We start from the raw sequence: 26,540 nt of genomic DNA, 5'->3' as shown, positions 1-26,540 counted from the left end.
ATAAAGTAAGTCGATAAAAATTATCAACAGCTTTTTGAAAAACTGTACATTTTTCGCATCGTTTTATTGATGCATATCCGCTTTTTCTTCGGTATGATGAAAATCATCTAATTGATATAGAGAGTCTTTAGGAAAGATCATGGTCGAGGAATCCAGTCCGTCGTGGGGTATGCGTGGCTTAAGAAAATGGTTAGGTACTGCACCTGAAACCCGCGATGAATTACTCAAGTTAGTTCAAGACTCACGCCGCTTTTTAGAGCCAGATACCGTTGCTATGCTTGAGGGTGTACTTGATCTCCCAGCAACAAAGATTCGAGAAGTGATGACGCCACGCACAGCGATTATCAGCTTACAAGAAGATGATCAACTGTTAGATATTTTGGATGTACTGATTGATTCTGCACATTCACGCTTCCCTGTATTTTCAGCAGATCAAAGCGATAATGTGGTCGGTATTTTATTAGCGAAAGACCTTTTACCTTTCCTAACCGAGCGTAATGTCAAAGTTGATATTCATTCACTGATGCGCCAACCTGTCTTCGTGCCTGAAAGTGCTCGTTCAGATCAAGTCTTGCGTATGTTAAAAAATACACAAACACATATTGCAATTGTCATCGATGAATATGGTTCAACTTCTGGCCTAGTCACCCTTGAAGACATTCTCGAAGAGATCGTCGGTGAAATTGAAGATGAACACGATATTGCCGATGAAGAAGCACTATATATCGTACCTGACAATGATCCAACTACAGCCAATACATGGGTTGTGCAGGCACTTACACCAATTGAACATTTCAACACAATTTTAGATGCAGATTTTTCTGATGATGAAGTTGAAACTATGGGCGGTTTACTGCTGCAAGAGATTGGTTTAGTAAGCGATTTACAAGGTCAAACCATTGAGCTTGGAGATTGGCAATTTACCATTATTGAAGCAGATGCACGCACTATTCATCTGATTCGAGCTGTACGTCAATGAGAGCCTATTTTGAAAAGCTGTTAAAAACTTCTCAACCGCAAAAACAGTTACCCTTTATTTTCCCCCTTTTGATTGCACTCATTTCAGGTGCAATCTTTAGTTTAGCTTTAGCACCTTATTATTTTTGGTGGCTGGCGATTCTATCACCAGCTCTGTTATATGCTGTATTACGTCAACGTAGCCCACGCCAAGCTTTTGCGCTAGGTTGGGCCTATGGTTTTGGTTTATGGTTTGTCGGTGCGTTCTGGCTCTACACCTCTATCCATACTTATGGTGATACCAATGCATTTTTAAGCATTTTGATGATTGCATTTATGGCGGCAGCCATGGGTTTATTTACAGCTTTTCAAACATGGCTGTACCGTCGCTTTTTCCCAGAAACACCGTTAACCTTCGCCCCACTTTGGGTGTTATTTGAGTGGGCGAAAACTTGGGTATTCACAGGTTTTCCATGGTTATTTGCAGGCTATGCTTTCACTGAACGCTTACTCGATGGCTATGCCCCTTTATTTGGTGTCTATGCTGTTTCTTTTGTTGTGATTGTCTTGGCTTGTGCCTTGGTCGAGTTTTTAAATCGTCGTTGGTTCTGGGCTATTCCTTCTGCACTACTGATAGTGGGTGCATGGGGTGCTGGGTTGATTCAATTTGTGCATCCTAAAGCAGCTAAACCTCTGAGTGTTTCACTGATTCAAGGGAATATTCCACAAGACCTGAAATGGTTGACTGAGTATCAAATTAAAACTTTAGAAATCTATGCCACTTTAACCCGTGCAGAATGGGGGCGTGATCTGATCGTTTGGCCTGAATCATCTATTCCCTTATTTCAAACGGATATTCCAGACTTTTTAAAAGCAATGGATATTCAAGCAAAAAAGGCAGATAGCGCTTGGGTGACTGGAATCCCTTATTGGGATATGCCAAAGTCTCAACAAGTGGGTGAACCCTTGTATTACAACAGTATTATGGCATCAGGCAGTGATTCGCATGGCTTGTATAAAAAACAACGTCTTGTTCCATTTGGCGAATATATTCCTCTTTCAGGAATGCTGAAATGGGTTTTACCTGCGATGCAAAATGATATCAGTATGAGTGGTTTTTCACGTGGGGAATCCAATCAAAAGCCTCTAACCATCAAAGGACATGCGCTTGCAGCAGCCATTTGTTATGAAGTCGCTTATCCTAATCTGACCCGTCGTAATGCGATGAATAGTGACTTTTTAATTACTGTTTCAAATGATGCTTGGTTTACAGGTACAGCAGGTCCTTGGCAACATTTACAAATGGTACAAATGCGTGCCAAAGAAAATGGTCGTTGGTTTATTCGCGCGACTAATACGGGTGTAACTGCATTTATTGATCACAATGGGCACATTGTGAAACAAGCCCCCTTAAATCAGGAATTTGTATTACGTGGTGATTTGCCTGCTATGCAAGGGCAAACGTTATATAATCGTTTGAGTGATTATCCAATCTTGATTTTCTCACTATTATTGTTAGTAATGGGATGGATTTATCGCCCACGTAAAGTTGATATTTCGTTTAAATCCCGTCGATAAATGACAATAACTTTGTGCCCAGAGGAACATCAAACTCTGGGACACAAAGCACAACATCCCCTTCCGTCTTATGAAAATCTGTCAACAAGCACTTTGATTGAATCGGACTAATTTGTTTTTTCAGGAAATTCACAGCAACAGCCAATTTTCCAATCAAATCATCAGGTTGATATAGCTTGGTAAAATTATTCTACTTCATTTATTCCATTTACATACGGTTTAGATCATTGAAGAAATTTAATAAAATTCTCATTTTTCTTTTAAAGTTATAGACTTCATGCTAAATTAATTTTGCTGATCATAAAGCCGTAAACGTTTACGTCAATCAACGTGCCAACATATCTCCAACAAAGCGTGGAGCTATTTGATCAAGATATTTTTATCTTTGATAAGGCACTGGCGTTTGTTGGTTTACGGAGTAAAAAATGCAGAATTCAAAATCTTCTTTTAATTTTCAAAAGATTCCAAATCGTTACGCATCTATTGTTTTACCCTTCTTCTTATCGATTATTATGACCTTTATTGTGTCTTGTATTAGTACACTCAGAAGTATGGGTTTTGAACAATTTTCTTCTGCGACGTGGATGTCAGCATGGGGGATTTCTTGGTTGATTGCATTTCCTGTGCTGCTATTAGTATTACCTATTGTACGTAAATTAACCATGCTACTGGTTCAACCGACTTAATTTGAGACAAAAAACGTAGATCTTAGTCTACGTTTTTTGCATATATTGGGCTTAGAAATTAATCGACAATTGCACCGATAAATAAGCCACGAGACTCGATAAAAACAGCATCGGAATATAGCGATAGGCTTTAAATACAAGCTGCTCATATTTAGAAATCAGCTCATGGTTATCCCAGACACTGGTTTTTAAGGCACTTAAAAAACACAATACAAACCATGCGCTCAACATACTCAGTGCAAAGAAGCCGATCATGATTTGGCTACTACCCTCAGTCGTTTGCCATAAGGACAAAGCACCTTCACTCATCGGTAATAGGCTTAAAATAAACAACACAGATTTCAGCATTGCCCAATGAAACTGATTGAGTTCATCCAACATAAAGAATGCTTTCATCTGATTTCTCCACATCTTATTTTTCAAAGGCTTGAATTTATTATGCAAAGCTTTGATCTAAAGAAATAGTCTATTTTTCTGCATAATTTCTTTTTGTTGTAACTATCAAATATGGGAATAATTCTTATTATAACTCTCACATATTCAATATTTTATTCATTTTATATTTTTCAAATAGTTATGCTATTTTATTTAATTAAGAAATATTATCACTTCACTTTCTATTTATTTAATTCAAAAGTGAAGTGATATTTTATTCAAACATTATGGCTGATAATAAATATCCGCATCATTACCTTCGCCACCTTCTTTACCATCCGCGCCAAACGAATATAAATCAAATGAACGACCTTCACGGCCTGGAATTACATACTGTAAATCATTTTCCCAACTATCTTTTGGATAACCACCTTTAACATAACCACCTGGCAACCAGTTTTTAGCGGCCGCAGGTTTGTTGACCAAAGCATCTAAACCACCATCTTGCATGGATGGGTAACGACCATTATCGAGCTTATATTGATCTAAAGCGCCAGCAACGCCTTTGAGTGTAATACTCGTCGTATCAACTTTGGCTTTTTCACCACGTCCCATCACGTTCGGAACGATTAATGCAGCCAAAACACCTAAAATTACAATAACAACCATCACTTCAATGAGTGTAAATCCTGAGACCCGATTAAACCGAGCAACGCTCGGTCGGGTCGCAAGACGAGAAGCTATGCTTCGAATGGCAGGATTAAGATTATACTCGGACTCTGAGTTGCAAGATTCCGCAAGGGTAGAAGCATTCAAGCTACGTCCAGCATTTTGTTTATCTATTGAATTATTCATATTCATCTCTTACATCTTACTCATCAGATCATATTGTTCATATTAATAATTGGCAACATTACTGCAATCACAATCACCAATACAATTGCCGCCATAAAAATCAGCATCAAAGGTTCAAGTAAGGCCAGTAATGTAGAAATAAAGGTCGTCACCTCACGATCTTGCATGGTTGAAGCTCGATCTAACATTCGATCTAATTCACCAGAAGCTTCACCACTTCGAATCATTTGTACCATCATTGGGGGAAAATAACCGCAACGCTCCAATTGTGTTGCCAAATTACCACCTTCTGTTACACGCTCCATCGCCACTTCAATCGCATCACGAATTACCCAGTTATTACTCACTTCAGCACCGATCCGTAGAGCCTCAACCAAAGGCACACCTGAACGGGTCAGAATCGACAAGGTGCTGGCAAAACGTGCCGCATTTATACCACGCGAAAGTTTACCAAATAGTGGCAATCTGAGTGTTAATCGGTCAAAGGCATAATGCCCTGCGGTTGTTCTTAGAAAGCGGGTAAATAGAATGATCGCAATAAAAGCGAGAATCAGCATAGCAATCCAAGTATGCCGAATAAAAGCACTGGCTTTCATGAGCGCTACGGTAATCCAAGGCAAGGCTTCTTTACTTTGCTCAAAAGTCTTGACAATTTCAGGCACGACATAGGTCATTAGACCCATGACAATTCCGAAAGACATCAACATCAGTACGATCGGATAAATCATCGCACCCTGAATTTTCTTTTGCATGGCAAAACGATTTTCGGTGTAATCCGAAAGCTGATCTAGAATCAGATCAAGATGGCCTGAACGCTCACCCGCAGCAACCGTTGCAATATACAGCTCAGGAAATCGCCCCGACTGCTGCATACTTTTCGCCAGTGAGTGTCCTTCCAAAACCTTGGATCGTACGGCGATTAATAAATTTTGGACATGTGATTTTTCACTTTGTTTACTCACTGCACGCAGTGCTTCTTCAAGTGGAATTCCTGCAGCGACCAAGACTGAAAGCTGACGGGTCATCAGGGCAAGATCATAGGCGCTAAAGCTTTTTTTAAACCATGAGCGTTGTTGCTGTTTGTCTTTTTGCTCAACGGCATCAACCGCAATGGGTGTCCATGCTTTATCGCGTAACTGTTGACGAATTTGGCGTGCGGAATCCCCTTCCAGCACACCTTTATGTTGCTTTCCAGAGGCATCAAGCGCGGTAAATTGATAAGCAGGCATGGTTCTGTTCTAATTGTCCCAAAATAGTTGTTGTTACAGTTGCATCCGTGTTTGAAATGAAACCTGATACTTTCACAAGAAATTCATCGACATAACACTTTGCACTTTAGCATAATTCCATGACATGCAGTCATGCCATTTTACTCATGAATGAAGCCTATATGCCTAGCCAAAATTCTAACGCTATTTTGTACCGTATTCGAGTTGCAATACCCGTTTATGTGTATGACACGTTTGACTATACGGTCAGTGCTGAGCAATACGATCAAGCACAGGTTGGCGCACGTGTTGCGATTTCATTTGGACGGCAAAATCTGATTGGAATCATTACTGAAAAAGTTGATCCTAATGACCTATTCACAGGGCAATTCAAACTTAAGACCATCACAGAATTACTCGATCAGGAATCAATTCTAGATCAACAAGTTTTAACTTTGTTGACATGGTCAGCACAATATTACCAATTCCCGATTGGTGAGGTGATGCAAAGCGCTCTGCCTACTTTATTAAGACAAGGGCGCGCCTTAGACATTCTGTTTCATTTATGGAAAATCATCCCATACGATGACCCAAATGCCTTATTAAAACGCTCTCAAAAACAATATGATGCCTATCAGGTTTTAAAGCTTCATCCACATGGTTCTACGGAGAATGTGCTCAATCTCAGTGGTGTAGAAACCTCAACTTTAAAGGCATTAGAAAAAAAGGGCTTGGTTGAATGTTGTCTAGAACCGCATGATTTCACCCCAACGCCTGTGCAGCTGGCTCAAGTGCCTTTGACACCAAACAAAGATCAAAAGAAAGCCATTCAACATATCCTCAAAGCACAGCATCACTATCAAGCATTTTTACTCGATGGTTTGACTGGTAGTGGCAAAACTGAAGTCTATTTGCAAGTCATGCATGAGGTGCTAAAACAAGGCAAACAAATATTGGTACTGGTACCTGAAATTGGCCTAACCCCACAAACGGTCGCCCGTTTTAAATCACGGTTTCATTGCGATGTGGCTTTACTGCACTCAGGCTTAAATGACTCAAAACGTTTACAAGCATGGCAACATGCACAAACGGGCAAAGCTTCCATTATTATTGGCACACGTTCAGCAATCTATACCCCACTGCCGCATTTGGGCTTAATCATTCTAGATGAGGAACATGATCTTTCGTATAAGCAGCAAGAAGGTTTCCGTTACCATACCCGTGATGTGGCGTTGTATCGTGGTCACTTGCAAGGCTGTCCTGTCATTCTCGGTTCAGCCACCCCAAGTATCGACAGTTATCATTTGGTGGAATCAGGTAAGTTGCACTTGCTTGAACTAAATCAACGGGCGGGCGTGGCGGTACTGCCGAAAATGTATGTGGTGGATTTAAAAGTCGCAAAAAAGAAGCATGGTCTCAGCCAAACCCTGATCGAACAGATCAAACATACTTTAGAGCGTAAAGAACAGGTACTGATCTTTTTAAATCGACGTGGTTATGCACCGATCCTGATGTGTGAAAGCTGTGGTTGGCAAGCCAACTGTCCACATTGTGATGCGCATTTTACTTTGCATTCACAGCCCTACCATTATTTGCATTGTCATCATTGCGGCACAATCAATCGTCTGCCTGATCATTGTCCTGCATGTCAGAAACAAAGCTTAAAAACTATTGGGGCAGGAACAGCAAAACTTGAAGAACATTTACAGGAGCTGTTCCCACATCATGAAGTGATTCGGGTCGATCGTGACAGCACCAGTCGAGTCGGTAGCTGGCAAAAAATCTATGATCGCATTCAGCAAAATAAACCGAGCATTTTGTTGGGCACACAAATGCTGGCAAAAGGTCATCATTTTCCGCATGTTACCCTTGTTGCGATTTTAGATATTGATGCAGGACTGCTCAGTGTTGATCCACGTGCACCTGAGCGAACCGCACAGCTGATTGTACAGGTCGCTGGCCGTGCTGGTCGTGGTGAGCATAAAGGCAGTGTTTATTTGCAAAGTTTGCGTCCAGATCATCCGATGCTGACCACATTGATTGAACATGACTACCGCACTGTCGCCAAACAGATGCTGGCTGACCGCAAAATCGCGATGTTACCGCCTTATCGTTATGCAGTATTGGTTCGGGTTGAATCTAAAGACAGAGATTATAGCCTACAATTCTTAGCAGATATTGCACAACAATTGAAAGTAATGGCAAGTGATATCGTGGATATTTGGGGACCCATTCCCGCACCGATGGAACGTAAAGCTGGTCGTTATCGCGCGCATATGGTGATTTTATCAACTGATCGCGCCAAGCTGCACTTTTATTTACGTCAATGGTGGCAACAAGTGGTACATTTACCACGTCAGCATTTGCTCAGACTCTCGATCGATGTTGATCCACAAGAGTTTAGTTAAAGCTAAACGTCCGTTGATTCAAATGACCAAGGGCGTTTCCGAATATCATCTTTGCAGATCATATTTTTACAGGCGCTTCATTTGAGTTAGTCTAGATAAAATAGAAAAATTGAGGCATTCAATGTCTTTACTGCTCCCGATTATTTTTTTACTGGCTGCGGCTTTAATTTTTGTTCCTTTGACAAAACGCTATGCCTCCACCACTGTTTTAGGTTATCTGATTGCAGGGATTTTGCTTAGTTCAAGCGTTTCTGGTTTGATTGAAGATCCTAAACTGATTAATCAACTGCTGCATTTCGGTATGATTGCCGTGATGTTCTTTATTGGCTTTGCTTTTCGCCCGCTACAACTGTGGGGAGAACGCAGAGGCATCTTAAAAAATAGTGGCCTACAATACTTCATCATCACGATCCTTCTAGTTGGAGCATGTTTCTTACTGGTTAATCAAGTGTTGCACAGTCTGATTCTCGGATGTGCTTTAGCGCTCTCTGCGTTGATTCTTCCACAACAACGACTCCAACAAAAACAACAGAGCAACCATAAATTAGAACAAGCTACTTTAGCCACCTTACAATTTCAGGCTTTTATTACCGTCATTCTGATTGCACTCTTTCCTTTACTAGAAGACACAGCCTCTACTCGACATGGAATCGCCTATTTTGCAGCGCTCATCGCTACGATTTCAGGCCTATTTTTAGCCAATCGTTATTTAGTTCGTCCTATATTTCGTTTCTTGGCGCATAAAAACAGTCTTCATCTCATTCCTGTACTCAGCATATTCATCCTGCTTTCAGTCATCCTGATTATGGATATTTTAAATCTTCATATTTTGATTGCTGCATTTTTAGCTGGACTTTTACTTGCTGAGAGTGAATTTAAAGTTGAGGTGGAACGTATTGTCGAACCCTTTAAAGATGCGGCGACAGGCTTGTTTTTTCTGGCGATTGGCTTAGGTCTTTCATTGACACCTTTAAGCCAATCTCCACTCTTGATTCTAGGTTTAATCTTTGCACTGGTCATAATTAAAGCAGTTGTGATAGGTGCGATCAGCTATTACCAACAACGCAATGCAAAGCTCAGTACGCTGTTTGCAATCAACTTGGCACAAAGTGGTGAATTTAGTTTTATTCTGCTCAAGCTGGCTGAAAGCGAAAATTTACTGAGTACAGAATTATTAGCACCGACATTTCTCATTATCTTGGGTTCGATGCTATTCACACCTTTACTTTTCGCACTTTTTCATCGGAAAATTTTACCGATGCTGCAAAAAAATAAAGTCGCTGTGGCTAATGCTGATATCCCACGACATCCAATTCTCATTATTGGATTTGGCCGTTTTGGGCAAGTCATTGCACGTGCTTTACATGCGCAAGGGAAACACTTTAACGTGATTGATAGCAACCAACCTGATGCTGATTTTATTGAACAATATGGACATCGTTTTATTGATGCCGATGTTACACAAATCGAAAACCTACGGGCTACAGGTATTGAATACTGCAAGTTACTGATTATTGCGATTGATGATGTCGAGGACAGCATGAATCTAGCACGACATCTGCGTTTAAATTATCCAGAGTTAACCATTTTGGTTCGTGCTCGAGATCGTCATCATGCACGATTACTTCATGATTTAGGGATTTCACAGATTTGGCGTGAAACCTACGCATCTGCGTTAAGTATGGCACAGCAAGCCTTAGTTGAAACAGGTCTTTGCGAAAATGAAGCACAAAATTTGATGATGCATTTTAAACAAGAAGATGAACGGCTTATCCAGCAACATTGGAATTCTAATCAACAAGAGATCATTAAAAATCATCCAAGTGCTATTGCCGAGCTTGAGTATTTATTTGCAAATACAAAAACTTTGATTTTAGATCGTGCGAGCAATGATCAAAACACACAAAGTGATGCAAAATCACTCAATGAAACATCTTGAGTTTTGGCAAACTGACACCATTATTGACTGCATAACCATGCACCTCTTTATAAAGTCTGAAGTGCGTTACAAAGCAAAGCGTTGCTTTGCGCTCCCTCGAAGGAGCACTGGAGAAAAATATGTCTGATTTACGCCAACGCTTTTTTATCGAAGACTGCCCTGTTCGTGGTGAAGTGGTTCATTTGGAAGAAGCACTACAAACCATTTTGGCGCAACGTGAATATATGCCTGCGGTACAAAGTCTCTTGGGTGAAATGCTGAGTGCAACCGCCTTACTTGCAAGTACACTCAAGATTCGTGGTCGTATTAGTTTACAAATTCAAGCAAGTGGAACATTTAAATGGGCTATGGCTGAATGCAATCACTTAGGTGAAGTTCGTGCGCTCGCAGATTATGAAGAAGATCCGCGCTTCACAGAAGGTAAAGATAGTCGTACCGTGCTTGCTGCCCTGACCAACCCTGTGCTGTTCATCAATATTGAACCTGAACACGGCGAACGCTACCAAGGTATCGTACCATTTGATCAACCGACATTAGCAGGTTGCTTAACGCAATATTATGATTTGTCTGCACAGATTCCAACACATATTGTATTGGCAACTAATGGTCAACGTTCAGGTGGTTTATTAATCCAACTACTCCCTCGTAATAACGAAGAAGAACAAAAATTGGTTGATGAAGACTTGTGGCCTCGTTTGACCATGTTGACTGAAACCCTTAAACCCGAGGAATTGACGGATCTTTCAGCCAATGAAATTCTCTATCGTTTGTATAACGAAGAAGAAGTTCGTTTACCTGAAGTTGAGCAGTTAAAGTTCGGTTGTACCTGTTCAAAGGAACGTTGTGCCCACGCTTTGATTCAAATTGGTGTGGATGCAGTTCATGAAACACTAGAAGCACAAAATCCAATCCAGATGGATTGCCAATTCTGTAATACACGTTACGAGTTTAGCGCAGAAGAAGCTTTAGGCTTATTTGGTGAACATTTAAGTTAATTGAAAAGTAAAATAAAAAAAGACGGGCTTCCGTCTTTTTTTATTTTGTATTAAGGTCTATCCGATAGAACAATTTTCAAATCTCCCAATAACATAGACCTTAATTTTGACTTATGAATTACTTCGAATATTTCTTATTTATTATTAGCGTTATTGTCTTGATTGCTACCCCCGGCCCCGTAATGATCTTAGTGGCGAGTGCTGGTCTGAAAGGCGGTTATAGAAAAGCATTAGAAACTATTTTTGGTACCAATTTCGCTTCTTTAATCCTAATTTTTATTTCTGTACTCATTCTCAAAGGCTTTCTCACGATTGATGAGAACTACCTAAAAGCCATTCGTATATTAGGTTGCCTTTATATTGCCTATCTGGGCTATAGCATTATTAAAGAAGTGCTTCAGGCACCACATCCAACCGCCATTCAAACCGTATCCACACAAAGCGGAGGCTTTAAAAAAGGCTTTCTGGTGGGAATTTCCAATCCAAAAGATATTATTTTCTTTTCGGCTTTTTTCCCACAGTTTATTCATCTCTCTCCGAACATCAATTTCAGTTTAAGCTTACTTACGGTCACATGGATTATTTTGGACTTCTTAACCTTGTCTTTAGTCTATCTGTTCTTCAGTCGTCTCTCTCAAAGCAAAATCTATCCAAAGATTCTAGGTCTGTGTGGTGCTCTACTCGTGTTGATTGCACTCTATGGGCTGATTGAAACCTTTATCTAAAGTGATCTTAGAAAACCGAAAGTACCGATACTTACTCTAAGCTTTTAGCTAAACAAAACAACTCTTATACAATCGAATCCATTGAAATCTCTTGGATTCGTTTCATAATGAAAGAAACATCTCATTATTATATTTAAGATCATGGCAAAAAATTATTATGAAGAGCTAGGTGTTTCAAGAGATGCCTCAGCAGATGAAATTAAAAAAGCTTATCGAAAACTAGCACGTAAATATCATCCTGATGTGAGCAAAGAAACCGATGCGGAAGCAAAAATGCAGGCGATTAATGTCGCCTATGACACCTTAAGTGACGCTACAAAAAAAACTGAATACGATCAGATCTTAGATCATCCACAAGGTTTCTCTAATTTTGGACAAGGCAATCCAAATGGGTTTGACGACTCACAGTTCTATCGCCAAAGCTCAGGTGAAGGTGCTGACTTTAGTGGCTTTGAGGATTTATTTGGTCGATTTGGCTCAGGTTTTGGTGGCGGACAACAACGTTCGCAACGCCAACAACGCAGCTATCGGGGTGAGGATCAACATGCCAGTATTCAAGTCGATTTAGATATTGCCTATCACGGTTCAACTCAACAGATTACCTTGCAAATTCCAACTTATAACGTCTATGGTGAGCCTGAAGTCCAGCGAAAAACCTTGCAGGTTAAGATTCCAAAAGGAATGAAAGAAGGTCAGCAAATTCGCTTAAATGGTCAAGGACAAAGTGGTATCAATGGCGGTGAAAATGGTGATCTTTATATTGAAATCCAATATAAAGATACCGACCGCATTCGTATTGAAGGCGCTGATGTCTATCAAACTATTGATGTAACTCCGTGGGAAGCAGCTCTAGGACAAAGCATTGAAGTCAATACTCCCGCAGGGCAACTCAAAGTCAATTTACCTAAAAATGCTAAGAATGGACAACAATTACGTCTCAAAGATAAAGGGATACCAAACAAAATCGCAGGGCATTTATATCTAATTATTAATATTGTTTTACCACCAGCACACAGTGAGCAAGAGCAACAGGCTTATCAACAGTTTGCAGATGCCTTTGCTTCATTCAGACCTCGTGCCTCATAAGGAGTAAGATCATGACAACTATTCAATACAAAGAAATTCAATATGACGGTCACTGCCAAGTTGAAATTATTGATGAACAATTGGCACTTGATCTCGAACACTTTGCAGAAGCATGTGGTCAAAGTACGGATTGGGTTTTAAAACTGATTGATTATGAAATTTTACAAATCCAAGTCGATCCACAAAGTTATCAGTTTATCGGTGAAGATGTAGCACGAGCACGTCGAGCTTATCGTTTACAACGTGACTTCGATGCTAGCTTATCAGCGGTTGCGGTGATGTTGGATCTGATTGATGAAGTACAGCAACTGCGTAAACAGCTCAAACATTTTCACTAAGGCAACTTTATATATGACTAAACGCTTTATTTAAGTTTAGTCATTTTCTCTACTTCTTTGAGTGTTTGCTTAATTGGTTCATAGTCTAAGAACCAAAGTAAATTTACATTTCGTTGTTTATGCTGTTGTGCCAATAAATCAATTACGCTCCGTTCACCACGCCCTACTAAATGTTGCTGGTAAAAATAGTACAACAGTACCACCGTGCTCATTAGCATGACTGCAAGCATAATCCAAAAACCAACAGGTGACTTTAACCCTGGGATAAATTCAAAATTCATCCCATAAATCCCTGTTAATAAGGTCAACGGGGCAAATATTGCCGTAATAATTGCTAAAATACGCATATTTTCATTGGTTTGATTCGCAATAGCTGAAAAATGTAAATCAATGGCCGATTGAATCGCATTTCTTAAACGCAAGGTATGTTTTTGAACACGCTCTATATGGCTCATTAAATCATTGAGACGAACCAAGAGAATGTCTTGATTCTTATGCTTATGCTCCCCCATCACATGATGATAATTATCAACTAACTCATCTCGAAACTCCTGTAAGGTCTCTATTTGTTCCTCACATAAATTTTCGATTTGTTGGAATGCCATATCTTCATGAAAGAGTTGATGCCACTGTTTAAAACGGCGGTTGCCCTGCAAAAGTTGCTGTTGCCAATATTCAACACGACGTGTCAGTGGCGTACGTAAATTCAAATAGCCATCAATCATGCTGTTCAATAAGCGTAAACATAAATCGGCAGGTGTACTGGCTAATTTTCTCGGCTTATTTTGTTCAGCAATCGGACGCCCCATAATTACTTGAATACGTTGAATATAGCTTTCGATTGCTTTATTTCCCTGCTCCCTCACACTCACCAAAATATTCGGTGTTAGGATAAAACTCATCGGTGTAGTTGCTAGGCCAAAAATACTTTCATGAGATTCTAAAGCATTGTCACTTTCATAAATTTGATCGTCTGGACTGATCAATTTCCGAAATACTAATAGGTCATATTCTTCAACTGTATCAAAAGCACAAGGATGTTCAATATTGAGCAAATCACGCATATGAAATTCGTTAAGCACTACACCCGTATGCTCATAAATATTTTTTTGCCAAGAATCGGTATGATTAACCAAATCCTGTCTCAAACTATCAACCCACAAAAACTCAAGCGTATGTTCTGTTTGTTGTTCCACGCTAATAAAAATCGTATTTTCACTGTTATGACGATAAAAATAATAAAGCTGCATAGAGTCGAGATAAGTTTGAAAATCTATAGAAATGCTGCCATGAAGCACAATAAAAAGCTATGTTTATTCTATTATCAAAATCAAATGACATGAAAAAGCCTCGTATGCGAGGCATCGAGGCTTTTACAAATTAGGCGGTATTAAACTTCTTTGTTTACTACCACGCCATGTTTTAAGGCTTGGTCGAGTTGCTCTTTATCTAATGCCTTATCCCATTTTGCAACAACAATTGTTGCGCAAGCATTACCAACTAAATTGGTTAAAGCACGGCATTCAGACATAAAGCGATCAATACCTAAGATCAATGCCATTCCCGCAACTGGAATCGCAGGAACAACCGAAAGCGTTGCTGCCAAAGTAATAAAGCCTGCGCCCGTAATCCCCGCAGCCCCTTTAGAACTGAGCATAGCCACCAATAAAATTGTCACTTGTTGAGTGAGTGTCAATTCAATATTACATGCTTGTGCAATGAATAATGCAGCTAATGTCATGTAAATATTAGTACCATCTAAGTTGAATGAATACCCTGTCGGAATTACTAAACCCACAACCGATTTTTCACAGCCTGCTTTTTCCATTTTCGCCATCAATGATGGGAGCGCTGCTTCTGATGAACTTGTACCAAGAACCAACCACAGTTCATCTTTGATATAACGGATCAGGTCGATAATCGAAAAACCGTTATAACGAGCGACTGCACCCAAGATAACAATGACAAAAAGTAATGCGGTGATGTAGAAAGTTGCGATTAATAACATCAAGTTCCCAATTGAACTAATCCCATAAGCACCAATGGTAAATGCCATCGCACCAAATGCACCAATAGGTGCAAACTTCATTAACATACCCACTAGAGTGAATACAGGATTGGTTAATTGTTGCAAGAAGTCAGTAATTGGACGGCCTAAATCGCCTGATTTAGCAAGTGCCAAACCAAATAAGACTGCGACAAACAAAACTTGAAGAATTTGACCTGATACAAATGGACTCACCAATGTATCTGGAATGATATTCATCAAGAAACCTGTAATAGTTGATTCATGTGCTTTAGCTGCATATTCATCAACTTTAGTACTGTGTAATGTACTTGGATCAATATTTAAACCATGACCTGGTTGAATCACATTACCAACAATCAGACCAATGATCAGCGCAAGTGTTGAAAAGGTCAGGAAGTAAATCATTGCCTTACCTGTAACACGACCCACACTGCCAAGATTTTTCATCCCTGCAATACCAGTCACGACAGTCAAGAAAATCACAGGCGCAATAATCATTTTCACCATTTTAATAAAAGCTTCACCAAGCGGCTTTAAGCTTTCACCAAACTCAGGAAAGAAATGACCTAATAGTATCCCCGCAACAATTGCGAAGATCACTTGTACATAAAGAATTTGATAAAACTTGGGTTTCTTTGGTGGCTGCTGGTCATCTTGACCTGCGGCTACATGGTCGACGTGCATGTGCGATATTCCTTCATATTGGGATAACAAATAGACTTCCGACTGTCTATCTAAAACCTTATAAACACAGGCAGGAGCGGAAATTTGGGGAATTCTACGTTAATTGTAATCCTCACAATTTAAGCACTCGACTAATGTCTAATATAAAATAATTTTATGTTTATTGTTTCGCCAATTTATATTTATAGTTTTCATCTAGTTAATAAAAAAGCGCATTGTAAAAACAATGCGCTTTTTTTAAGCAAAAGTATTGCTATTATTGAGCTTGCTCAATATCTTTCATTGTCAACTTAATACGACCACGATTATCGACATCAGCAACTTGTACTTTTAGTTCCTGACCTTCTTTTAACACGTCGGTCACATTCGCAATACGCTCATTTGAGATTTGTGAAATGTGAAGTAAACCATCCGTACCAGGCATGATATTTACGAACGCACCAAATTCAACGATACGAATCACTTTACCGTCGTAGATTTTGCCTGGCTCAACTTCAGCAGTCAGTGCTTGGATTTTTGCAATCGCAGCACGAGCAGCAGCTTTAGTTTCACCAAATACACGAACTGTACCATTGTCTTCGATATCAATCGCAGCTTTGGTCTCTTCTGTAATGGCACGAATGGTAGCACCACCTTTACCAATCACATCACGAATCTTATCTGGATTGATGTTAATCACTTCGAAAGTCGGCGCATTCGCACTGATTTCTGCACGCGCACGTGAAATGACTTTATTCATTTCATTCAGGATATGCATACGACCAGCAAAAGCTTGGTTTAATGCAACTTCCATGATCTCTTCAGTAATCCCTTCGATCTTGATGTCCATTTGAAGTGCAGTAATACCATTCGCAGAACCTGCTACTTTAAAGTCCATATCACCAAGGTGGTCTTCGTCACCTAAGATGTCTGAAAGAACTGCAAAACGCTCACCTTCTTTTACTAAGCCCATTGCAATACCTGCAACTGGTGCTTTAAGCGGAACACCTGCATCCATAAGTGCAAGAGATGCACCACAAACAGACGCCATAGAAGATGAACCGTTTGATTCAGTAATATCAGATACGATACGAAGTACGTAAGGGAAACGATCAACAGGTGGAAGAACCGCTTGTACACCACGACGTGCTAAACGACCGTGTCCAATTTCGCGACGCTTAGGACCTGATTCACGACCCGTTTCACCTACAGAGTAAGCTGGGAAGTTATAATGCAACATGAAGTTGTCAGTTTTCGTACCCGCTAAGGTATCAACCATCAATGCATCACGTGTGTTACCTAAAGTTGCAGTTACAAGTGCTTGTGTTTCACCACGTGTAAACAATGCTGAACCATGAGCACGACCTAATACACCCACTTGAACGTCGATACCACGAACTGTTTTGGTGTCACGACCATCAATACGTGGCTTACCAGACAAGATGTTGTCACGTACGGTACGGTATTTAAGATCTTCGAATAAGAAATCAACTTCATCAGCGATGCCATCAACATCTTCTTCAGGAACGAATTGCGCTTTTGCTTCTGCATAAAGTGCATCTAAAGCTGCATAACGTTCTTGTTTTACCGCAATCGTATACGCTTCTGAAATTTTTGCTTCAAATGCTTCTTTTAATTTAGCACGTAATTCTTCATTGTGCGTTGGAGCAACCCACTCAGATTCTTTCGCGCCAACTGCAGCAGCAAATTCTTTGATTGCTTGTACAGCAATTTGCATTTCGTCATGACCGAAAAGTACTGCGCCTAACATTTGGTCTTCTGAAAGTTCTTTCGCTTCAGATTCAACCATTAACACTGCTGATTCTGTACCTGCAACGACAAGATCAAGATCAGATTGTGCAAGTTGTTCTAACGTTGGGTTAAGAACATATTCACCATTGATCAAACCAACACGTGCACCACCAATTGGACCACGGAAAGGTGTGCCCGCAATCGACAATGCAGCAGATGTACCTAACATCGCAGCAATATCAGCATCCATTGTTTTGTCAGAAGAAACAACTGTTGCTGTGACTTGGATTTCGTTGAAATAACCTTCTGGGAACAATGGACGAATCGGACGGTCAATCAAACGAGAAATTAAAGTTTCAGCTTCAGACGCACGACCTTCGCGCTTGCCATAACCACCAGGGATACGACCCGCCGCATATTGTTTTTCTTGATAGTTAACAGTTAACGGGAAAAAGTCTTGACCCGCTTTTGCTTTTGGCTGTGCAACAACCGCAACAAGCACAGTTACACCACCCATGGTGATTAAAACTGTATTTGCTTGACGTGCAACACGACCCGTTTCTAAAACAACTTGGTGCTGACCAAATTGGAATTCTTTACGAACGATATTAAACATTGACATGTATTATATTTTCCTAGTTTTATTCTAGTGAGACCCCTAAGGTTTGGCATTCAGACTACAACTCATGTGTAGATAAATGACAAAGCTTAGAAGCCATCGCACTAGATCAAAATTTTTACATAAAAGTTAAACACAAAGAAGGAGCGAACAAGCGCCCCTTCTAAAATCACCTAAACCAAATCAGGTGAAACTCTCTTTTCAGCGATAAAGCATTGCAACATGCGAAATAGCGAAAACAAAGTAAAATCGAATTAACGACGTAAACCTAATGCGCCGATCAAAGCAACATAACGACCATGATCTTTACCATTTAAATAGTCAAGTAATTTACGACGTTGGTTAACCATACGAATCAAACCACGACGGCTGTGGTGGTCATGTTTGTGTTCTTTAAAGTGACCTTGCAAATCATTGATTTGAGCAGTCAATAAAGCAACTTGTACTTCAGGTGAACCAGTGTCGTTTTCTGCACGAGCAAATTTAGCAATGATCTCTGCGCGATCTGCGTTAGTTAAAGCCATTCGATTTCTCCGAGATGCTTAAAAAATAAAATGATAATGATCAGTTGCAAGCAACTGACTGCCGTGCATCACTACAGCAAGTCACCTATTTTAAGTGATCTATCACCATATTGCAAAAATGTTTTAACTTTGCTGGCATTTCGGCAGCTGACAGCATTGAACAAAATAGGCACACTATCGTATATCTGTTTTCAATTTATGACAGAGACGAAAGAAAACGAAAATATTGCGAGGGAATCGTGAAAATTTTATCAACCAATACTTGTTATGTACCAAATGACTTAAATCAAGTGATTCGCTCAAAAGATGAAGTTGCAGCTGAATTGGGTGGAATGACTGAAAAACAGATTCAAAAGATCTGGAATAGCGTTGAATGCCTGTATAAAACAGGAAACTATCCACTCGTTACATTATGTTTGCGACGTCAAGGACAAATCTTACTGAACCGCAGTATTGGTTATGCACAGGGTAACTCCCCAGATGGCTTAGCCGCGGATGCAAAAATTGGTACGCCTGATACGCCTGTATGTTTATTCTCTGCATCAAAAATGGTTACAGCAATGCTGATCCATATGTTGGATGAGCGCGGTGATTTAAATCTGCTCGATCCGATTAGCTACTATATTCCTGAATATGGGGTCAATGGTAAACGTCGTGCGACTATTTTCCATTTGCTTTCTCACCGTGGCGGGATTCCACGTATTGATACAGAAGTCACACCAGAACTTTTATTTAACCAAGAAGAAATCTTAAAAGTACTTTGCGCAGCTAAACCTGTTTCGCCATCAGGGACACATCTTGCTTATCACGCTGTTACCGCTGGTTATATCCTAGGTGAAATCGTTCAGCGTGTAACTGGACAAAGCGTACGTGAGTTTTTGGCTGAAAATATTGAAAAACCAATGGGGCTAGATTATTTCAACTATGGTTTGAAACCAGAATATCGAGACAATGTTGCACTAAACTATGCCACAGGAATTCACCCAAGCTTAGGTACAGACCATTATCTTAATCATGTACTCGGTGGTGGTTTACAACTTGCAGTGGATGTCACCAATGATACTCGTTTCATGGATACTATTTGTCCTGCTGGAAACATTTATACCAGTGCTGAACAAGTTGGTCGCTTTTTTGAAATGTTACTCAGCGGTGGTGAATATCAGGGTAAAGAAATCATGAGCGCAAAAACTGTATTTCGCTCAACCCTACCAACATCAGGAACAAGCCTAGACCGTACTCTACTCGCCCCAATGCGTTATGCGTTAGGTCCAATGCTTGGTAGTAATCCAGTCGGTTTATTTGGTCCAATGACTGGTCAGGCTTTTGGGCACATTGGTTTTTCTAATATTTTATGTTGGGCAGATCCAGAGCGTGATGTTAGTGTATCGTTGCTTACCACAGGAAAATCTGTCGTTGGGACACACCTCCCTGCTCTTGCCAAAACATTATATCAAATCTCAACAAACTGCCCTAAGATTCCAAAGAATCAACGTCGTTCATTATTTGCAACAGATCGACACGAAGCAGACATCGTCTAATTCATTTGATCGCAGCAAAAAAAGAGCCCAAGTCAGACTTGGGCTTTTGCGCGTTATTCAAGGTTCTTTTCAGTTTTCTATTATTATTCTTTATGTTTCTTATTAAGCTACTTTCAGACCCTCTGAACGTATTTTACACATCACTTTTTATGTTTTTGCTTTGAGTGTGTATCTTCTTTATACCGACTATTCTGTCAGAACTAATTGTGGAGAAAAATAGCATTTTTCTTATCTCTATGTAAGCAAAAACGTACAGGTCTGTATAACATTTAACTTAATAATACAGGAAAATTGTCAAACAATCATATTTTTAATTTAAACTTTTGGTTCAAAGCTTTTATAGAAAAATTAATGTTTGCTTCACACAGTCAGAGGTAGATATTCTTCATTAAAATCATTTTGATTAAAATAAATACAATAATTATCATGACATTAGTAAGATTAAAAATAAAAAAGCCCTGTAGTCTCTCCCAAAACTACAAGGCTTAGCGGCTGTAAGTTTCCTCTTTTATCACTTACCTCACTGTAAGTTCGCTGTCTCATTGACTTTATTATTATATTTGTGCGATTTACCTAGCTTTCCTTGCTAGGCTCTTTGTGTGTACATGATCTCAAAAACAGTTATTTCACTCTAGCGACAATATCTCGAATTCGTGTAAGCTTTTACTTACAAAACAGTGAATTTTAAAGAATAAGTTCATAATCACCCTAAATTGATCTTTTGCACTAAACCACTACGACGAACGGTTCTAGTAATCAATGACTGTTGTAATGCCTTCCGATCAGCCAGAATACTCACTACTTTTTTAGCACGTGTCACTGCGGTATAAATCAATTCCTGACTCAATAGTTTCTCGGCATGTGCATCTAAAACAATCGCAGTATGGGTAAATTCCGAACCTTGTGATTTATGAATGGTTAAAGCAAAAGCGGTTTGCATACTGCGTGGGAGTCGGTGCGCTGCAATCCATTTATTTAAGCTCGGGAAAAAGACTTCGAATTGTTGTGACTGAGTGCGATGCTTAAAACAGATGCCGATATCACCATTAGAAATTCCAAGCTGATAGTCATTATAGGTCATCATGACAGGACGTCCGATATACCAGTCTCCAACAGCGATTTGTTTGAGTTGCTGATTGAGCCAATGCCCCGCATAACGATTCAGTTGCTCAATCCCCAATGACCCATGTCGAACTGCCGTTAAGATTCGATAATCATCAAAGGCTTGAACCACATGCTGGATTTGCTCAGCAGACTCATCTGCCTGTATATAATGTTTTAAAGCCTCGATATAGCCGTGAAATCCTGCCATTAGCTTCTGCTGATAAGGCTCAACATCAACCTGCTGTTGCTCGGGTAAATATTCCAGCTGAATCAGGTCTGGCATATCCTTACTCAAGGAAATTGTTTGCAAAGGTGCAGCAGGAACAATGTCCATCTCTAGTTTTGATAAGACTAAATCGGGATTACTTACAGTTTGCTGTGCCTGAATAAATCGTGCGAATTGCCCAATCTTGGCTTCACCAGAAAAACGGCGGCTAGTCTGTAGCTGGACTCGGTTTTCAGCCAATCCCTGTACTTGCTGTAAATCAGCCAAAACCGAGCCGACATCAACCGAAGCCAACTGATTGGCATCACCGAGCAAAATAAGTCGGCATTGATCTGGAACAGCTTCAAATAACAGAGTTGCCAAATTTAAATCCAGCATTGAGGCTTCATCCACCACAATCACGTCATATGGCAGAGGTTGTTTGAGATGAAAGCGTGGTATTTGTCGATTGCCCATGCCCAGTAAACGGTGCAAGGTCTGTGTGGTTTGATTACGCAACTCATCGGTGATGAGCCCTGATTGCAATAATTTTGGATCATTAAAAGAGTTTTGTAATGCTTCCTGCATACGCTGTGCGGCTTTGCCTGTCGGTGCTGCCATGGCAATACGAATATCAGGTATGGTCTGGTTGAGGGCTGCAATAATACGTGCCAAAGTATAGGTTTTACCTGTCCCTGGCCCGCCGGTAATAATGCTCAGACCTTGTTGCAACACCATTTTCAGTGCAGCCTGCTGGTGTTCATCACTGAGTAAGTCTTGATAATGTTCGGTATCAACAACCTGAATCGTTTGTCGCTTTAATCGACAAATCTGCTGTGCAAGGCGTTGCTCTAAGTACCAATATCGGTATAATGCCAAGCCCTGCTGATCATAGACACATGGGGCAACCTGTGTGGTTGCGATTTCGCTAGAAACAGCCAAATCACCCAATGCTTCAAGCTGTGTCGTATCGACTTCGATACAACTGTCACCTTGCAAGCTGGCTTCAACCAATTGCTGTAAAATATGCGCAGCGTTAACTGCTTGAGCAGACTGAGAAAAGGGTGCTTGTGTGAGGTAGTTACTCCACATATTCAACCAAGTCATTTGTTCTGACTGACCACTGATTAGCTTATCCACAGAGTTATCCTCAAACTTACCCACACGCTTGTCCACAAGGTTATAAACACTCTTATCCACATGATAAGTTTTTGTTTAATCTAAAATCATCTATTTTATCTACACTATTTTTCCTGCTTTATCCTCAGCGAAATATCCAAGAATCGCATCTAAGCGTAAAATAAACTCATCCTCAGGTTTCCAGTAAAAATAACCCTGCTGCGTCTGCCCATTCATGCCGCGCAAATACAAATAAGATGCGCCACCCAAATGCAGTTGCATATCATAATCCTGCAATTTGACTGACAGATAACGATGCAATGCCACTAAATATAAAGCGGCTTGTAACCAATAGCTCGACAGCGACATACTTTCTGCAATCTGAGCAGGCTGATAATCCAGTTGCGCTGCCCCCAAATAATTACTCTTATAATCGGCAATATGGTAACGCTGTCCATCGAAGTAGACTAAATCGATTGAACCATTTAAATAACGGGCAGATTTAGCTTCAAGTAACTCAGGCATTTCGATGCCATATTCCTCAAATAGCTGCTGTACACGCTGCATCGCCAGCACTCGATCAGATAACGCCAAATAAAATGGACATTCCGACAGATATTGTCCTGCAACTAATTGCTTTAACTGAAAACCCTGATTCAGTGGCGTGTGTAATACTTTACTAAGCCAATCAGCAATCCATTGATAGAGTTGCTGCTCAGCATTTTCTTGTTCAGAGAAATGCTGTTGATATTGAAATAGTAGCTCTGACCATAAACTTTGATAGGTATTTTTAAAACGACGGCGAATTTCTTCTACCCACATGTGGGGTTGCTGAAAATCAATCTGCTCAAAAATCTCATGTAAGAAATTGCCCGCCAAAGTCCCTTTCGGGAAATACTGTTTAATCCAGGCAATCGGCTGGGACGTGGCTTTATTTTCCAATTCTGCAAGATTCAACTCATCTTCTGCTTGCTCAAAATCGGTATCGATATTAGCCAAGCGATCAGCCCGAGTCGCTTTGTGCTTTAAATGTTGTGCCAAATAGCTAAAACTGGTTTTTCCGCGTGCATAAAAACGTTGTGTCGGCAATGCTTGGGCCAACAGTACGCGCTGTTGTTGAGTTTGTTGCATCTGTAAGGCTTGTGGTCGCGCTAAGATCAGCACAGCATCGGCACTATAGGGATGTTGAAAGTGATCGCCCTGATTCTTCCAAAAAGCCAAACCTGAAAACTTATTCTTATCGCCTTTTCCCGGTTCAAACACGGCATAAACACGGTGACTGGCACGCGTCAGTGCCACATACCACAAACGATTTTGTTCCGCTAAAGCGCGTTGCTGATGTTGATCCAGCTCAGTTTGCTGTAAAAAATTTTTATCCGCCACTGCTACCACCCGTTGCGTCCATATTTGGCCTGTCTCAGGCAACTGGATTTCAGTGGTAGAAAAATTCAGTGTTTTCTGTACTTCAGTAAAGGCCTTATTCGCCCCCAGTAAAAAGACGATTTTAAACTCTAAGCCTTTGGACTGATGAATGGTCATCAGTTGCACACCCGCTTCACTGGACAGCTTGTGTTCAAGCTCCCAATCGCGATCACTTGGTGAATTTAATTGTTTTAAATACCAGTGATACAGGTTTTGCATCCCTTGTACATGTTCACTGTGCTGACTCAAGAGATCAGTGAGGTGGCGTAGATTCACCACGGCACGCTCATTGTCTTTACTTTGTGTGGCCACCAGTTGCTGCCAAAGACCAAACTGATTTAAGCAGCGCTGCCACGCGGATAAAAAGCCCTGATTCAGCCACATTTCACGTATGTCATCAAACTGCTGAATATAATCACTCAAGCCTGCTGCACTTTGTTCTAAGGCCAACAGTCGAGCCAGATCAAAGCCAAATAAACGGCTGAGCAAAGCCCGTTTGAGCTTGGCTTCGTCATAAGGATGAAGCAACGCCGTCAATAAGGCCCCCACATCCTGTGCAATGGGGGAATCAAACACACTACGTTTCGACGGTCGGTTGACCCGAATTCCCATACGTTCCAATACATATTGCACTTCATCCAGTTGGCGATGGCTACGCGAAAGAATAGCAATATCATCTTCATCAATCGCAGTCGGGACATCACCTTCTAAGTACAATTGCTTTAAATACGATTGATTGAGTAAGTGCTGAATCTGCCACGCCACTTGTGTGGCCTGTTCATTGCCCTCTTGCAAATGCAACCAGCGTAAAGGCATTGGATTGGGTTGGGCATTTTCAATCAAGGCAGGGTGCGGACGTGAACCCGATTGAATCGGGTCATAGCTGACCTGCTCACCAAAATCGATCTGGCGCTGAAATAGCACATCCACCACTTCAACCAGCTCTTTCACCGAACGGTGGTTATGTACCAACTTATACTCACGCCCCTGTTTGGCCATAATATCCTGATAGGCATTCAGGAAGGTCAACATATCTCCGCCACGGAAACCATAAATCGCCTGCTTACGGTCGCCCACCATAATCATGCAGCCTTTTTGGTAACGCTGCGGATGGCGCCAGATACTGGCCAACATATCGTCTTGGTCTTGGTTGCTATCCTGAAACTCATCCACCAGAATCAATGGATAGCGTGACTGTACAAATACCGCAAAAGATTGTCCTTGCTCACCTTTTAAAGCTTCAGACAACGTCTTAATTTGCTGAGCAAAGGTGGTCTCCCCTTTTTGCTGTAACATTTGCGGCAAACGCTTTTTGACTTCAACACACAAATAAGCTTTTAAATAGACCTGTAACTGCTCAAATTCTTGCTGAGTCTGCTGTACAGCTTGAAACAGCTTTTGCAGTTGCAGCACGCATGGATGTTGATAGAAGCCTTCGGCAATTTCCGCAGGACATTTCTTAAAAATTTTTTGTGCTTCGAGTTTGTCTAAAAACTTAAATACCGCATCACGTGCATCGGCAAAATAGGCATCAAAGATCTGTATATTCTCAGGACTGTTGAGTGCAGTTAATAATGGTGGCAAGGATTCTGTAAACAGTTTATGAAAGGCATTGTTACGGAAAGAAGCACCATTGATATGTGCATAATAGGCGCCCTCTAACTGAAAGTATTCAGCCAAGCTGCTCAGGTCAATCTGCTGCGCTTGCTGTTGCCACTGCTGCAACTGATCCAACTCAATTTCAGGCATGACAGGCAGTTTAAATTGTGCCGAACTAAAATTCAGCGAGCTTTCCACCATCCCGACAAAATGATCGACACTCTTCAGTCCACCCACGCTATACATCGCATTGATCACTTGCTGGGGTTGGGTCTGAATCCATTCCCGCAACACATCATGAATCAATTGACGGGTGTAGCTTTTGGCATCCTCAGTAATTTCTGCGCGTTCAATTTTGCCACTTTCAAAGGCAAACTCACGCAATAGCTTTTGGCTAAAACTGTCCAAGGTTCCAACAAATAATTCATCCAATTGATCGATGACCAATTTTAGCCGTTCACAGGCATAGGCAATTCGTGGCGCAAAGTTTTGTAAGACCTGTTGTTTTAAGGGATCAGACTCTTGTAATGCCTTGGCCTGAATATCTTGTGCCAATACATCACGGAAAGGCTCTAAAAACTCAAGGATTTCGACCAGACGCAAACGGATACGCGTTTTCAGTTCTGCTGCAGCAGCACGGGTAAAGGTGGTGGCAATCACCTGATTGGGTAGATATTTTTCTAAGAAAATCCGCACCATCAAACTAGAAAGTGTATAGGTTTTCCCCGTTCCTGCTGAGGCTTCGATTAAATGCAGCCCTTCAAATTGAATATCACTAATCGGCTGATAAGACACTGGGTACTTTGAGTTCATGTC

At 40.7% G+C, this 26,540-nt stretch carries 19 protein-coding genes and 1 pseudogene; 10 read left to right on the top strand and 10 right to left on the bottom strand.

All coding sequences use genetic code 11. The features are described 5' to 3' along the window. Positions 1–139 precede the first annotated feature (139 nt). Both O1449_RS01770 and lnt read left to right on the top strand, forming a co-directional pair. Positions 140–979, top strand: coding sequence for an HlyC/CorC family transporter (locus tag O1449_RS01770; protein ID WP_269238998.1), 840 nt, complete (start codon positions 140–142; stop codon positions 977–979). Continuing rightward, a complete protein-coding gene (gene lnt, locus O1449_RS01765; protein ID WP_269238996.1) occupies positions 976–2,535 on the top strand; it encodes an apolipoprotein N-acyltransferase in 1,560 nt (519 codons plus the stop codon). Before O1449_RS01770 ends, lnt begins: the two co-directional genes overlap by 4 nt. Here the strand turns inward: lnt and O1449_RS01760 are convergent. Then, positions 2,519–2,716, bottom strand: a pseudogene (locus O1449_RS01760) (tRNA-binding protein); the annotation flags it as partial. The gene lnt and the pseudogene O1449_RS01760 sit on opposite strands and share 17 nt — an antisense overlap. 244 nt (positions 2,717–2,960) lie before the next feature. On the opposite strand from O1449_RS01760, the gene O1449_RS01755 reads away from it, so the two are divergent. Continuing rightward, a complete protein-coding gene (locus tag O1449_RS01755; protein WP_269238994.1) occupies positions 2,961–3,221 on the top strand; it encodes a DUF2798 domain-containing protein in 261 nt (86 codons plus the stop codon). Positions 3,222–3,272: 51 nt separating this feature from the next. On the opposite strand, the gene O1449_RS01750 is transcribed toward O1449_RS01755, so the two are convergent. The 3 genes from O1449_RS01750 to gspF all read right to left on the bottom strand — a co-directional run bounded on the left by O1449_RS01750 (position 3,273) and on the right by gspF (position 5,680). Next, complete coding sequence (locus tag O1449_RS01750) at positions 3,273–3,617, bottom strand: hypothetical protein (protein WP_269238993.1); 345 nt, start codon at positions 3,615–3,617, stop codon at positions 3,273–3,275. Positions 3,618–3,881: 264 nt separating this feature from the next. Further along, entirely contained in the window at positions 3,882–4,451 is a 570-nt protein-coding gene (gene gspG, locus O1449_RS01745) for a type II secretion system major pseudopilin GspG (RefSeq protein ID WP_442865290.1), read from the bottom strand. A gap of 23 nt (positions 4,452–4,474) precedes the next feature. Then, positions 4,475–5,680 (bottom strand): type II secretion system inner membrane protein GspF, encoded by a 1,206-nt coding sequence (gspF, locus tag O1449_RS01740; protein ID WP_269228955.1) that lies wholly within the window; start codon positions 5,678–5,680, stop codon positions 4,475–4,477. Between the two features lie 161 nt (positions 5,681–5,841). Here gspF and O1449_RS01735 point away from each other — a divergent pair, with 161 nt between their 5' ends. The 6 genes from O1449_RS01735 to O1449_RS01710 all read left to right on the top strand — a co-directional run bounded on the left by O1449_RS01735 (position 5,842) and on the right by O1449_RS01710 (position 13,150). Further along, complete coding sequence (locus O1449_RS01735) at positions 5,842–8,067, top strand: primosomal protein N' (RefSeq protein ID WP_269239654.1); 2,226 nt, start codon at positions 5,842–5,844, stop codon at positions 8,065–8,067. Between the two features lie 121 nt (positions 8,068–8,188). Then, on the top strand, positions 8,189–10,006 hold the full coding sequence (locus O1449_RS01730; protein WP_269238990.1) for a cation:proton antiporter domain-containing protein: 1,818 nt from the start codon (positions 8,189–8,191) through the stop codon (positions 10,004–10,006). A 119-nt stretch (positions 10,007–10,125) separates the two neighbouring features. Continuing rightward, positions 10,126–11,001, top strand: coding sequence for an Hsp33 family molecular chaperone HslO (hslO, locus tag O1449_RS01725; protein WP_004659214.1), 876 nt, complete (start codon positions 10,126–10,128; stop codon positions 10,999–11,001). 113 nt (positions 11,002–11,114) lie between these two features. Beyond that, positions 11,115–11,726: a LysE family translocator gene (locus O1449_RS01720; RefSeq protein WP_269238989.1), complete on the top strand. Its 612-nt coding sequence runs from the start codon at positions 11,115–11,117 to the stop codon at positions 11,724–11,726. A 141-nt stretch (positions 11,727–11,867) separates the two neighbouring features. Further along, complete coding sequence (locus tag O1449_RS01715) at positions 11,868–12,812, top strand: DnaJ C-terminal domain-containing protein (RefSeq protein ID WP_269238988.1); 945 nt, start codon at positions 11,868–11,870, stop codon at positions 12,810–12,812. Positions 12,813–12,823: 11 nt separating this feature from the next. Then, the gene (locus O1449_RS01710; protein WP_004659218.1) at positions 12,824–13,150 is read left to right on the top strand and encodes a chaperone modulator CbpM; all 327 of its coding nucleotides are present in this window, start codon (positions 12,824–12,826) and stop codon (positions 13,148–13,150) included. A 26-nt stretch (positions 13,151–13,176) separates the two neighbouring features. On the opposite strand, the gene O1449_RS01705 is transcribed toward O1449_RS01710, so the two are convergent. The 4 genes from O1449_RS01705 to rpsO all read right to left on the bottom strand — a co-directional run bounded on the left by O1449_RS01705 (position 13,177) and on the right by rpsO (position 18,737). Beyond that, positions 13,177–14,400 carry a magnesium transporter CorA family protein gene (locus O1449_RS01705; protein WP_269238987.1) on the bottom strand — a complete coding sequence of 408 codons (1,224 nt, stop codon included), beginning with the start codon at positions 14,398–14,400 and terminating at the stop codon, positions 13,177–13,179. 140 nt (positions 14,401–14,540) lie between these two features. Next, positions 14,541–15,863 (bottom strand): dicarboxylate/amino acid:cation symporter, encoded by a 1,323-nt coding sequence (locus O1449_RS01700; protein ID WP_269238986.1) that lies wholly within the window; start codon positions 15,861–15,863, stop codon positions 14,541–14,543. A 256-nt stretch (positions 15,864–16,119) separates the two neighbouring features. Further along, positions 16,120–18,210, bottom strand: coding sequence for a polyribonucleotide nucleotidyltransferase (pnp, locus tag O1449_RS01695; protein ID WP_171062387.1), 2,091 nt, complete (start codon positions 18,208–18,210; stop codon positions 16,120–16,122). Positions 18,211–18,467: 257 nt separating this feature from the next. Next, positions 18,468–18,737, bottom strand: coding sequence for a 30S ribosomal protein S15 (rpsO, locus tag O1449_RS01690; protein ID WP_004637724.1), 270 nt, complete (start codon positions 18,735–18,737; stop codon positions 18,468–18,470). 239 nt (positions 18,738–18,976) lie between these two features. Here rpsO and O1449_RS01685 point away from each other — a divergent pair, with 239 nt between their 5' ends. Next, positions 18,977–20,275, top strand: a complete 1,299-nt coding sequence (locus O1449_RS01685) for a serine hydrolase domain-containing protein (protein ID WP_269228962.1) — start codon at positions 18,977–18,979, stop codon at positions 20,273–20,275. A gap of 703 nt (positions 20,276–20,978) precedes the next feature. On the opposite strand, the gene recD is transcribed toward O1449_RS01685, so the two are convergent. Both recD and O1449_RS01675 read right to left on the bottom strand, forming a co-directional pair. Next, complete coding sequence (gene recD / locus O1449_RS01680; protein ID WP_269238983.1) at positions 20,979–22,724, bottom strand: exodeoxyribonuclease V subunit alpha; 1,746 nt, start codon at positions 22,722–22,724, stop codon at positions 20,979–20,981. A 99-nt stretch (positions 22,725–22,823) separates the two neighbouring features. Next, entirely contained in the window at positions 22,824–26,537 is a 3,714-nt protein-coding gene (locus tag O1449_RS01675) for a UvrD-helicase domain-containing protein (protein ID WP_269238982.1), read from the bottom strand. Between the last annotated feature and the right edge of the window lie 3 nt (positions 26,538–26,540).

Origin of the sequence: Acinetobacter sp. TR3 (assembly GCF_027105055.1) — a bacterium.
Classification (GTDB): Bacteria; Pseudomonadota; Gammaproteobacteria; order Pseudomonadales; family Moraxellaceae; genus Acinetobacter.
The sequence above is the reverse complement of the archived record's forward strand: the minus strand, read 5'-3'. Positions and strand labels throughout refer to the sequence as shown.